The 12,028-nt window shown below is 34.8% G+C and carries 12 protein-coding genes; 11 read left to right on the top strand and 1 reads right to left on the bottom strand.

Going from position 1 to position 12,028, the window contains the following annotated elements; translation table 11 throughout:
* From NBE98_RS15540 to NBE98_RS15590, 11 genes are all read left to right on the top strand, one after another.
* Entirely contained in the window at nt 1-1,359 is a 1,359-nt protein-coding gene (locus tag NBE98_RS15540) for a tripartite tricarboxylate transporter permease (protein ID WP_250815927.1), read from the top strand.
* Nucleotides 1,360-1,415: 56 nt separating this feature from the next.
* Entirely contained in the window at nt 1,416-2,519 is a 1,104-nt protein-coding gene (locus NBE98_RS15545; protein WP_250815928.1) for a phosphomevalonate kinase, read from the top strand.
* Nucleotides 2,520-2,784: 265 nt separating this feature from the next.
* Nucleotides 2,785-3,273 (top strand): deoxycytidylate deaminase, encoded by a 489-nt coding sequence (locus NBE98_RS15550; RefSeq protein ID WP_250815929.1) that lies wholly within the window; start codon nt 2,785-2,787, stop codon nt 3,271-3,273.
* Between the two features lie 35 nt (nt 3,274-3,308).
* Complete coding sequence (locus tag NBE98_RS15555) at nt 3,309-4,331, top strand: glycosyltransferase family 4 protein (RefSeq protein WP_250815930.1); 1,023 nt, start codon at nt 3,309-3,311, stop codon at nt 4,329-4,331.
* Between the two features lie 24 nt (nt 4,332-4,355).
* On the top strand, nt 4,356-5,516 hold the full coding sequence (gene wecB / locus NBE98_RS15560; protein ID WP_250815931.1) for a non-hydrolyzing UDP-N-acetylglucosamine 2-epimerase: 1,161 nt from the start codon (nt 4,356-4,358) through the stop codon (nt 5,514-5,516).
* Nucleotides 5,517-5,668: 152 nt separating this feature from the next.
* A complete protein-coding gene (locus NBE98_RS15565) occupies nt 5,669-6,358 on the top strand; it encodes a YwmB family TATA-box binding protein (RefSeq protein WP_250815932.1) in 690 nt (229 codons plus the stop codon).
* Nucleotides 6,359-6,381: 23 nt separating this feature from the next.
* Nucleotides 6,382-7,641 carry a UDP-N-acetylglucosamine 1-carboxyvinyltransferase gene (gene murA / locus NBE98_RS15570; RefSeq protein ID WP_250815933.1) on the top strand — a complete coding sequence of 420 codons (1,260 nt, stop codon included), beginning with the start codon at nt 6,382-6,384 and terminating at the stop codon, nt 7,639-7,641.
* Between the two features lie 165 nt (nt 7,642-7,806).
* The gene (spoIID, locus tag NBE98_RS15575) at nt 7,807-8,874 is read left to right on the top strand and encodes a stage II sporulation protein D (protein WP_250815934.1); all 1,068 of its coding nucleotides are present in this window, start codon (nt 7,807-7,809) and stop codon (nt 8,872-8,874) included.
* A 153-nt stretch (nt 8,875-9,027) separates the two neighbouring features.
* Nucleotides 9,028-9,792, top strand: a complete 765-nt coding sequence (locus NBE98_RS15580; RefSeq protein WP_250815935.1) for a M23 family metallopeptidase — start codon at nt 9,028-9,030, stop codon at nt 9,790-9,792.
* A gap of 177 nt (nt 9,793-9,969) precedes the next feature.
* Nucleotides 9,970-10,224, top strand: coding sequence for a sporulation transcriptional regulator SpoIIID (gene spoIIID, locus NBE98_RS15585; RefSeq protein WP_250815936.1), 255 nt, complete (start codon nt 9,970-9,972; stop codon nt 10,222-10,224).
* 106 nt (nt 10,225-10,330) lie between these two features.
* A complete protein-coding gene (locus NBE98_RS15590) occupies nt 10,331-11,365 on the top strand; it encodes a rod shape-determining protein (protein ID WP_250815937.1) in 1,035 nt (344 codons plus the stop codon).
* Between the two features lie 51 nt (nt 11,366-11,416).
* Here the strand turns inward: NBE98_RS15590 and yyaC are convergent, their stop codons facing one another.
* Nucleotides 11,417-11,959 (bottom strand): spore protease YyaC, encoded by a 543-nt coding sequence (gene yyaC, locus NBE98_RS15595; RefSeq protein ID WP_250815938.1) that lies wholly within the window; start codon nt 11,957-11,959, stop codon nt 11,417-11,419.
* Nucleotides 11,960-12,028 lie beyond the last annotated feature (69 nt).

The following is a 12,028-nucleotide window of genomic DNA, read 5'->3' on the forward strand; positions in this document are numbered from 1 at the left end:
ATGAGTATTGCTTTAGTTTTACAGATGATTTTAGCAGCTGTTATTGCTGCAATCATGTATACAATAATTGGTGCAGCTCCAGGCGCCGACGAAACGGCAACCATAGCACCTATAACCTTAGTACTAGTCATATCAGGTGTGCAGCCTGTTGTAGTTTTATCCTTCTTTATTTCAGCCATTGTATCCTGCAAAATGATAGATGCAGTGCCTGTTTCTATAGCAGGTATTCCTGCAGGTGTAATGTCTACTCCAATGGTTGAACATGCTATGGTTTTAAAAAAGAATGGGTTAACAGATACTAGTATTAGAAAAATCGCTTCAGGAGCTATTATTGGTACACTAGTTTCAGTACCTGTGAGTCTATTTTTAGCTCAAGCCTTAGTACCCTTTGCTAATGTTATTAGGCAGTATGGAGACCCTGTATTTTTCATCGGAGCTATTTTGCTAGCATTGATGTCAAAAAACAAATGGGTATCACTTGCAGCAATAATACCTTTTGCTTTGCTGATACAAGGGCTTCGTTACCTTTATTGGGGCATTGGAATAGTACCAAAAGGAACTAATGTATTTACTTCATTCTTTTTAGCAATCACAATTGGTCCTGTTATTTTGATTCTATTTGAGTTGCTAAATAAGGAAAAAAGAGATAAAATGGAACGTTTTAACAAAAAAAACATTTATTTAAGAAAGGCAGAAGGAATAAAAAAATTTCCCAATCCTTTTAAAATTTTGACTAAGAAAGAGATTGGCTATAGTGCAGTGGCCTCTTTTATTGGCTCAGTAACTTTTATATTAAGTCCTGTTGGACTGACAACCTTTTTAGGTGAGCTGTTTGCGAGTCATGAAAAGGATCCGGTGAAGAAGGCTTCGATTGCTGTTTCATCAATGGAAGCTTTAGCTCAGGCAACCTATTTTTCAGGCACATTAATACCTCTTATAGCATTGGGAATACCACTGTCTCCAATGTCTTTAGGTCCTGCAAATCCGTTGTTTAATGCTCCGCCGGTATTTACACTACAGCATAATATGCATCATATACTATCTGATTCGAACTTTATTTGGGCGACGATTATTGGAGCAACCATTGCTTCAGCGATTACTTATTTTGTTACAGTAAAATATTCAAATCAAATCTGCACCTTTGTATTTAAGCGAATACCTCATGAAGCGCTGTTAGGTCTGTTTTTTAGTTTAGTTTTGCTGATTGGGTTTATGGATGCTGGATGGATTAATATCGCAGGTGTTCTTCTAATTGGAATAGTTTCTGGTGTGTTGCATAGAATGGGGGTTAATTATGGGGTTTTATTCATGATCTTATATTCAGCTCCATGGCTTGTTAAAAGCTTAGCTGGCCAATAAAAGTTTAATAACTAAATGATATTAGATTGTTCATTTTTATGAGAGGATATAAGACTATGATGTATTCAGAGTATAAAATAAAGGTGCCAGGAAAGCTTATGGTTGCTGGTGAATATGCTGTGCTAGAACCAAATCAAAAGGCTGTGGTTATTGCAGTAAATCGCTATGTAACAGCTTATATTAAATCCTGCAATCAAAATATACTTTCACTTCCACAGTTAAGTGTAGAAAATGTTAAATGGTGGATAGTTAATGAAGAGGTCAAATTCAGCGAACCCAATGGAAGATTAAGCTTCGTGCAAAACTCTATAGCTGTCGCCACTCAATATTTACAGGAAAAATCAATTAAGCTTCAACCTTCTAATTTGGAAATTATAAGTGAGCTTGATGACCCTTTAACGGGCAAGAAATATGGACTTGGCTCAAGTGCAGCAGTTGTGGTATCAGTTGTTTCTGCTATGTTATCTCTACATGATTGCGTATCAGAACTTGATCGTGATAAAATTTTTAAGCTTTCAGCTATTGCTCATGTAAAAACGCAGGGAAGTGGATCTGGAGCAGATATTGCAGCCGCTGTTTATGGCGGTTGGCTTGAGTATTGTTCTTTTAGTGCGAAATGGATATTAAATGAGCTTGAAAAAGGAACAAAACTAATAGAGATGCTCGAGAGGCCTTGGCCAAACCTATCAATTGTTACATTAACCCCACCTGTTTCTCTTCAATTGGCTGTTGGTTGGACAAGAGATGCAGAAGCAACAGGCCATATGATTCAAAAAGCTTATAAATTTCGTGAAGACAATCTTACACTTTACAATGATTTTCTAAGAGCAAGCTTAATTGCAGTAGAACAATTAATCCAAAGCTTTAAAAGCAATGAAAGCATAGAAGCTATTAAAGCTTTATCTCAAAATAGAAAAGTACTTCAAAAACTTGGTGAAGAGTCCGGCATTTTAATTGAAACAGAAAAATTAAAAAATCTCTGTTCGATAGCTGAAAATTTTGGAAGCGCCAAGTCTTCAGGGGCAGGCGGTGGAGATTGTGGAGTAGCTTTTATAAAAGATGCATCTAAAAAGCAAGAATTGTATGAGGCATGGGAAGATGCAGACATTAGCCCATTAGATTTGTGTGTATCAGAAGAAGGTATTATAGTAATGAAATAGCAGCCACTGTTTAATAAAACTTTTGAAATTTGTTAAAGTGATAATAAAAAACTCCTATGGAATTTATTTAATATAAGTATAATTTAGAAAGAATTTATTAAAGGAGAACCATAAAAAGGTTCTCCTTTAACTTTAATCAGTCTAAGGATAAAGGAAGGATTTAATTACGATTGACACTATTAGTAAGCTAATTACAATAAACACTTTGAATTATATATATTTTCATTTATAATGATAGAAGATATATTTGACGAGGGGATGAAGAATGGAAAGAAGAGATAAGCATAACTATTATCTTGATATAGCAGAAACAGTTCTTGAGCGAGGTACATGCCTTAGAAGAAACTATGGGTCGATAATAGTAAAGAATGATGAAATAATTTCAACTGGTTATACAGGTGCTCCAAGAGGGAGGAAAAATTGTACGGATATTGGAGTTTGCAGAAGAGAACAACTGAATGTTCCAAGAGGAACTCAATACGAATTATGCAGGTCTGTTCATTCTGAAGCAAATGCTATAATAAGCGCTTCGAGAAGGGATATGATAGGAGCGACTCTATATCTTGTAGGTAAATATGCTCGAACAGGTGAATTTGTTGAAGACGCAAACTCTTGCATTATGTGTAAAAGGCTTATTATAAATTCTGGTATAGAATCGGTTATTATAAGAGATACAAAGGATTATTACAGAATTATACAAGTTCAGCAATGGATAGATGATGATGATTCCTTGTACGGAAATGGTGGGTACTAAGGGGGGTCAAGAGTAAAAACATAGGAAGGTAAGCTATGAATAATTATATGCTTGTTTTGATATCTATGATTTTATCTGCAGCTGCAACACCGCTTGTTAAAAAGCTTGCAGTAAAGATTAAAGCTATAGATGTTCCGAGGGACGAAAGAAGAATACATAAAAAACCCATACCACGTTTAGGTGGTTTGGCTATATATATTTCCTTTATAATAACGATCTTTTTAAAGGAAGGTATGGTTAAAAACTCAGAATTGGGAATAATTATAGGTGCTACAATAATCGTAATTGGTGGAATATTAGATGATATTAAGGAGTTAAAACCCAAAACCAAACTGATATTTCAAATTGCAGCTGCAATTATTTTAATTATAAATGGAGTTAAAATTGATATTCTTACTAACCCTTTTGGAGGGGTAGACGGCATGGTAGATATAAGTTGGTTTGGGATTCCTTTGACTCTTCTTTGGGTGGTTGGAATTACTAATGCAATAAATTTGATAGATGGGCTGGATGGATTAGCAGCGGGAGTAGCACTTATTTCTACAATAACTATATTTGTGGTAGCTGTATTGAATTCAAGAATTGAAGCCGCATTACTTACAGCTATTCTAAGCGGTGCTATACTTGGATTTTTACCCTATAACTTTAATCCTGCTTCTATTTTTATGGGAGATACAGGTGCACAATTATTAGGCTTTTTATTAGCTTCCATATCAATTGAAGGTGCAATTAAGTCGGCAGCAGCTTTTGCTATATCCGTGCCTATCCTAGCAATTGGGTTACCAATTTATGATACTCTGTTTGCAATGATTAGAAGAAAGGTGAACGGTAAACCAATATCTCAGGGAGATAGAGGGCATCTTCATCATAGACTGCTGGACCTAGGACTTACTCAAAGACAGGCAGTTATAGTAATGTATTTTATTAGTGCCATACTTGGCGGAATTGCTATAATCGCCATGCAGATAAGCACAGTAAATTCTTATTTTTTAATGTCATCAGTAATAATTATAATAGTGTTTATCGCTTGGAAAGCAGGCTTCTTTAAACATAAGTAATAACATATTAGGAGATGGATAGTAATGCAAAAGATAAAGGTTATAACCATATTTGGTACTAGGCCTGAGGCTGTAAAAATGGCTCCTCTAGTAAAGGAATTAGAAAAGAGAGAGGAAATTAACTCTTTGGTGTGTGTAACTGCTCAGCATAGGCAGATGCTAGATCAGGTTCTAGAACTTTTTAATATTAAACCTGATTTTGATTTGAATATTATGCAGACAAAGCAAAGCTTAACTGGAATTACAACCAGGGTTTTAGAAGGCTTAGAAGAAATCTTTGAGATAGAGAAGCCAGATATAATACTTGTTCATGGCGATACAACTACAACCTTCGCAGGTTCTCTTGCTGCTTTTTACAAGCAAATAAAAGTAGGGCATGTAGAAGCTGGGCTTAGAACCTTTGATAAATACTTTCCATTCCCTGAGGAGATGAATAGAAAACTTACAGGGGCAGTGGCTGATCTTCATTTTTCTCCAACTGAAAGTTCAAAGAGCAATCTTTTGAGAGAAGGCATAAAAGAAGATGATATTTTCGTTACAGGAAATACGGTTATAGATGCAATGGATTTTACTGTTGAAAGTAATTATGTATTCAACAATAAAATTTTGAATAATATTGATTACAAAAATAAGAAGATTATACTAGTAACTGCTCATAGAAGAGAAAACTGGGGAGAAGGAATTGAAAATATTTGTAAGGCTTTAAAGACAATTGTTACAGAAAATGAAGATGTCGAAGTAGTTTATCTAGTTCATTTAAATCCTGTGGTTAAGGATGTAGTATATAGTTACTTAGATGGTGTGCAAAGGGTGCATCTTCTTCCACCGTTAGATACTAAAGAAACACACAATCTTATGAATAAGTGTTTTATGGTTATGACAGATTCAGGTGGACTTCAAGAAGAAGCCCCTCATCTTGGAAAACCTGTACTTGTTTTAAGAGATGTAACAGAAAGACCAGAAGCTGTACACTCTGGAACTGTTAAGCTTGTTGGAACAAATATGTTTGAAATTATTCAAAATGCTAATAGGCTTATAAAGAATTTATCAGAATATGAGTCTATGAGCAAGGCTGTAAACCCTTATGGAGATGGTAAAGCTTCTGAGCGAATTGTTGATGCTATACTATATAGCTTTGGTTATAACAATGGAAGGGTTCAGGAATTTAAACCTAGTAAAGAATAACGGTGTTCGTATTATGAAACAAGAAGGCTTTGGCCTTCTTTTTTTTCACACTTTTTTAAGAAAACTATATATTAATAATATACTTATCGAATAAAACTGAAAATTCTTGTCCATAATCTAGAGGAAGTCAATTTATGCAGGGGGATAAGAATATGAAAACAAAAGCAATTATATTATTTATATTTATAGTTATTGGATTTGGGTATTTCAATAATAGCTACCTAATAGGGTCAAAAGATGTAGATTTTTTTAATGATATAGTAAATATTTCAGGGGGAAAGGTTAAAGAGTTTGGTGTGAAGGCAAGTACTGAAACAAAAGAAGATCCAGAAGAATATTGCCTAAGCATACTAGAAAAACTTAATATTAGCAATTCTGATATAAATATACTTAAAGATAACAATGTTTATTCAATTGAATTCACTAATAATGAAACAAAAGGTTACATAGAAAGCACAAGTTATGATAATCATAATGTTGTGACTTTAAATGTGGTACAGTATAGTAATGAAAATAAGCTTTCAGAACTTAAAAATAAAGTAGGTATTGCACTAGGAAAGGCTGATAAGGATATCAAGTATTTTGATTACTTAAAAGCTGAGATATATAAAGATGATAAAACAAAAGTAAATAAAGATATAGCTGAATTTTTAAAACAAAAGAATGTCTCAAATATCGACACTGTAAAAATAGACAATGGATACAGCACAGTAGCTTATACTAAAAAATATCCAGTTATGAAGAACAACGGAAAATGGATGGATTTTAATTATGCTGTATGCAGTTATTCATCTGGTGATTACGTTATAATTGGATCACCTGTAATTATTACAACATATTAGTGATCAAGAAATGGGGGATATGAATGGAAAAGATAGTGGTAAAAGGTGGAAGTAAACTTAGCGGCAAGATAAAAATAAGTGCAGCAAAAAACTCAGTGCTTCCAATTATTGCAGGAAGCATTTTAAGTGGAGGCAGATGTGTTATCGAAAATGCTCCAATGCTTGAGGATGTTTTTGTTATTAGTGATGTATTGAAAAGTGTATCAGCTGAAACTGTAATTGATAAGGAAAACAGCAGAATATTGATTGATACCAGCAATATTAGTTATGGAGAACCATCCAGTGAATTAGTTAGAAAAATGAGAGCGTCTTTTTTGATCATGGGCCCCATGATTGCAAGGTTTGGAAGATTTAAAATTTCTCTTCCAGGAGGCTGCAACATTGGAACACGACCAATAGATTTGCACTTGAAAGGGTTAACAGCTTTAGGTGCAGAGGTAAGTATAGGACATGGTTATGTAGAAGCTGTTGCAAATAGGCTTATAGGAAATAAAGTTTATTTGGATTTTCCTTCAGTAGGGGCTACTGAAAATATTATGATGGCTGCGGTTTTTGCTGATGGTGAAACAATTATTGAGAACTCAGCAGAAGAACCAGAAATTGAAGATTTAGCTAAGTTTTTAAATAATATGGGAGCTATTATTGAAGGAGCTGGAACAGATACAATTAAAATTACAGGGGTAAAAAGCCTAAGGGGCACTGTACACAAACCTATATGCGATAGAATTGAAGCAGGTACCTTTATGGTTGCAGGAGCAATAACTAGAAGTAAAGTTGAAGTGGTAGGGGTTAATGAGGAACATTTGAAGCCAATTATAGCTAAGCTTACTGAGATGGGAGTTTCTTTGGAACTTGGAGAAGACAGCATAATTGTAGACGGTACAAAGATTTTAAAGCCTGTGGATATTAAAACAATGCCATATCCGGGATTTCCAACGGATATGCAGGCTCAAATGATGAGTTTGCTATGCACAGTGAAGGGCACAAGTGTTATTACTGAAACTATATTTGAGAATAGATTTATGCATGCACAGGAATTGAAGAGGATGGGAGCAAACATTAAGATTGATGGACGCAGTGCTGTTGTCGAAGGTGTAGATATGCTTACAGGCTCAGAAGTTAAGGCTACAGACTTAAGAGCTGGTGCTGCGCTCATTCTAGCTGGTCTAGCATCAGAAGGGGAAACTGTAATTAGCGATATATATCATATAGATAGAGGATATGTTGATATAGAGAATAAGTTTAAAGGCTTGGGAGCAGATATAAAAAGAATAGAGGCTTAACGCTTTTTAGTGAGCTGGTACATAGTGTGCCAGCTCTTAAAATTTTATAAGGCATAAAATATTAAAACGTATCCTAACTTTTAATTCTTTTAAAGGTAATATAAAGGAGTATTCGCTAATAAACTGTAATATGCGCAAAACTCTTAACTAAAGAGGGGGAATACTATGCAGAGAGTTTATGTGAAATTTCAGTTTAAAAAGTTAGCAGCAGTTTTTATTATCTTCATTATCTTTGTAATAGCTATGTCTATTTTCATAGTTGGAATAGGTAATAAAGAAAGCTATTTAAATAATAATAATGGTGTCACACAAAAATTTAGACAGAACAGTGATGACGCAGTATTAAAGAAGACTAGCGGTGAGATAAAAGTGAAAATTTACATGTCTCAACAGGATAAAATAGCTGAGATACCTTTGGAGGAATATGTAAGAGGAGTGGTGGCTGCAGAGATGCCTGCTAACTTTGGTGTAGAGGCCTTGAAGGCTCAGGCTGTTGCAGCAAGAACTTATGTACTTGGACATATGACGGAATTTGGAGGTAATAAATGTTCTATAGGTAAGGGCGCAGATATATGTGACACTGTTCACTGTCAAGCTTACATGGATAAAGAAAAAAGATATAATGATTGGAATAAGAGTGAAGCGGATATATATTGGAGTAAAATAACAGATGCTGTTAAAGATACCGCTGGGAAAGTTTTAACTTATGAAGGTAAGCTAGTGTTGGATCCTTATTATTTTGCTATGAGTAGCGGCAAAACTGAGAATGCTGTTGATGTTTTTGCTTATGATAAGCCGTATTTAAGAAGTGTTGAGAGTGAGGGAGATAAGAACGTTAAGGATTTCCAAACTACAACTACATATACCTATGATAAGCTGAGTAGTATTATTAATAACAAGTATCCAAAGGCAAATGTTTCACCCAAAAAACTAAAAAGTCAGGTAAATATAACTGACAGGACATCTGGTGGGGGAAGTGTTAAAAATATGAAGGTAGGAAGTATTTCTATAACAGGCAGGCAGTTTAGAGAACTTTTGGGCTTACGGTCCTCAAACTTTGATATAGTATATGGCTCTAAGAATATTCAGGTAGTAGCAAAAGGAAGCGGTCATGGAGTCGGCATGAGTCAATGGGGGGCAAGTATCATGGCTAAGGAAGGCAATAGCTATGATAGAATTCTCATTCATTATTACCAGGGAGTAAAAATAGAAAATATTGAAAATATAAAATGATAATTTAGAGATATCCATTTGAAGGATATCTTTGTTTTTTATAGTAATCAATAAATAATGTGTCAAAAGTTAAGGAAAAATGTAGAAATAAAATTATATAAAAAATGTATTAAGTGCCAAGCTCTGGACAGAATACAGAAAGGAGGTGTTTGTATGAACAAAAAATTTTTCAGCAAAACGTCAAACTTTTTTAGAAAGGAAGGCTTCTACGTAATCCTATTTGTATGCTTGTGCGTAGTAGCTACAGTGGCAGCTGTTACATCAAGAACAGCAAAACCAAAGAACCCACCAGTAGTTAATGAAACAGCAGTTAACGATTCAAAGACTACAGGCACAGGATTAATAACTGAGGAGCCAACTAATGACTACCCAAACGCTTTACAGGTTAAGGAAACACCTAAACCTAACACAAGCGCTAACGCCAATACTGGAATAACAGTCCCAAAGACTGGTACAGCAGCAGTATCAAAAAGCGTTGATTTCAAATTTATAAATCCTGTTGAAGGGACTCTTGCGAGAGCTTACTCTGAAGATCCAGTTTACTCAGATTCAACAGATTCTTGGAGACCAAACTTCGGAATGGATATTAAAGCTGAACTTGGTAAATCTGTAGTTGCAGCAGCTGATGGAAAAGTATTAGAAGTTGGCGAAGGCGAGTATGGCAGTTATGTTGCTATATATCACGAAAATGGTCTTACAACAGTATATGCTAACTTGGATAAAGAAATCAAGGTTTCAAAGGGTCAGTCAGTAAAGAAAAACACACAGATAGGTAAGGTTGGTAATACAACTCTTAGAACAGGATATGAAAAGTATGGCAGCCATTTGCACTTTGAAGTAATAAAAGGCAAAGATGTAAACAATGACAATAACAAAGTTGATCCAGCTAAATATGTAAAATATACATTAGCAAAATAATTGGCAGGCTAATATACTTGTAAATTGCAGAAAACAATATTCTGCAAATAGCCATAAATTTTAAATACTTTTATTTAGCCGTTTTCCGAAATAATTAGCGGAAAATGGCTAATGAAAGTAATTTAACATAGTACAAATGCATATTTATAAATATAGAAGGGTTAAGGAGGTAGCACTTTGAAAGACTACATTGAAGAAAGAGTTCTTGAAGTCGCAAACTACATTATTAATTCAAAAGCTACAATTAGAAAAACAGCCAAAGTATTTGGAGTAAGTAAAAGCACTATACACAAGGATATGACAGAGAGGTTACCGAAAATAAATCCTCAAGTAGCAGATGAAGCTAAGAGCATTTTGGATGTAAATAAGGCAGAAAGACACATTAGAGGTGGAAAAGCTACTAAAATGAAGTACAAGGCTATTGAAGGATAAAAATATTCCTATTATAATTAGATTATAAAGCTTAAAATAGTGGAAATTTCAAGTAAATTTGCAGCTTGTTTTAAAGTATTACAAAAGAGCAGGAGTGTATGTAGGGATGTTTTTTAGCTTAGGAACGGATATGGGGATTGACTTAGGTACAGCCACAGTACTTGTGTATATTAAGGGCAAGGGTGTTATACTCAAAGAACCTTCTGTAGTTGCCATTGATAAGAGCAATAATAGGGTTAGGGCTGTTGGTGAAGAAGCTAGACAGATGATAGGAAGAACCCCGGGAAATATAGTGGCTATAAGACCGCTTAGGGATGGGGTTATATCAGATTATGATATTACAGAGACAATGCTTAAACATTTTATCAGAAAAGCATGTGGTAAAAGAAGAATTTCAACTCCTAGAGTAATGATATGTATACCATGTCAAGCAACAGAAGTTGAGAAAAGAGCTGTTAGAGACGCAGCTGTTAATGCAGGAGCAAAAAAAGTTTTTTTAATTGAAGAACCGCTGGCTGCAGCCATAGGTGCAAATCTTGACATAACCGAAGCAAGTGGGAACATGGTAATAGATATAGGCGGAGGTACAACTGATATTGCAGTAATTTCTTTAGGTGGAATAGTTGTGAGATCATCTATTAAGATGGCGGGAGACAAGTTTGACGAAGCAATAATAAGATACATTAGAAAAAAGCATAAATTAATGATTGGTGAAAGAACTTCCGAGGATTTAAAAATAAATATTGGTTCAGCATTTAAGAGAGATAAAGAAGTTACTATGGAAATAAGAGGAAGAGACCTAATATCAGGTCTTCCCAAAAATATAATTGTATCCTCAGAGGAAATGAGAGAAGCTTTAAAGGATACTGTAAATGCTATTGCTGAATGTACCCATTCAGTATTGGAAAGAACTCCACCTGAACTTGCAGCGGATATCGCTGATAAAGGTATTATCATGACTGGTGGGGGCGCTCTTTTAAATGGCTTAGACAAGCTAATAGCCGAAGTTACTAAAGTGCCAGTAAGAGTGGCAGAGGATCCTGTGTCTTGTGTGGCCTTAGGAACTGGCTTAGTTCTTGACTATATAGACAAAATAGACCTTAGAAGTAACGGTTATGATGTCGCTTTAATAGACAGATAGTTGAATCTGATAAAAGCTTAGGCTCTGCAGTACTGCAGAGCCTAAGCTTTTTTAAAGCACTTTTTCGCTGTCTCTCTTATACAAGTAATAAGCATGCATAACTGCATCTGTTATAACTTTTGATAGTTTCATAATTAAATCGAGTCGTATGTTTCTATTGGTAAATAATTCACTGCTTTCGCTGGAGTCTACAATTCCAATAAGAGAAGCTTTGCCGACATCAGGCAAGGATTTACCAACTCCCTTTCCGGGATGAATAGGATAATCTCTAGCTTGAATTTCACCTATGCTGTCACTGTCGCCTAGACAAGCATCTATACCGATGATATTTCCATTAGGATAAGCGTTTTTAATCTCGTTAAGTCTTTTATCTATATTTAAGGCATGGATTGGTTCTGATATTGTTCCAAACACGGGAAACGGGAAAAAACTTTGTTTTAAAAATGTTCCAACTAATGGACCTAAGCAATCTCCAATACATCTATCTGTACCAATGCACACTATAATTGTATTCTCATCCATATAGTCTTTTATAAAGTTTGCAATTTCGTAATAGGCTAAAGGATTTGTAAAGTGTGTTTTTATCTTGCTCAAGAAATAACCTCCCTGTCCTGCTTATTATGCTCTGAACAATTATTAATTGTTCAGTTCCTTATTATGTTT

This window comes from Clostridium swellfunianum (genome assembly GCF_023656515.1).
GTDB lineage: Bacteria > Bacillota > Clostridia > Clostridiales > Clostridiaceae > Clostridium_AT > Clostridium_AT swellfunianum.

Coding starts and splice junctions, on each gene's coding strand:
- NBE98_RS15540 (WP_250815927.1), top strand. CDS start 1: ATGAGTATTGCTTTAGTTTTACAGATGATTTTAGCAGCTGTTATTGCT.
- NBE98_RS15545 (WP_250815928.1), top strand. CDS start 1,416: ATGATGTATTCAGAGTATAAAATAAAGGTGCCAGGAAAGCTTATGGTT.
- NBE98_RS15550 (WP_250815929.1), top strand. CDS start 2,785: ATGGAAAGAAGAGATAAGCATAACTATTATCTTGATATAGCAGAAACA.
- NBE98_RS15555 (WP_250815930.1), top strand. CDS start 3,309: ATGAATAATTATATGCTTGTTTTGATATCTATGATTTTATCTGCAGCT.
- wecB (WP_250815931.1), top strand. CDS start 4,356: ATGCAAAAGATAAAGGTTATAACCATATTTGGTACTAGGCCTGAGGCT.
- NBE98_RS15565 (WP_250815932.1), top strand. CDS start 5,669: ATGAAAACAAAAGCAATTATATTATTTATATTTATAGTTATTGGATTT.
- murA (WP_250815933.1), top strand. CDS start 6,382: ATGGAAAAGATAGTGGTAAAAGGTGGAAGTAAACTTAGCGGCAAGATA.
- spoIID (WP_250815934.1), top strand. CDS start 7,807: ATGCAGAGAGTTTATGTGAAATTTCAGTTTAAAAAGTTAGCAGCAGTT.
- NBE98_RS15580 (WP_250815935.1), top strand. CDS start 9,028: ATGAACAAAAAATTTTTCAGCAAAACGTCAAACTTTTTTAGAAAGGAA.
- NBE98_RS15590 (WP_250815937.1), top strand. CDS start 10,331: ATGTTTTTTAGCTTAGGAACGGATATGGGGATTGACTTAGGTACAGCC.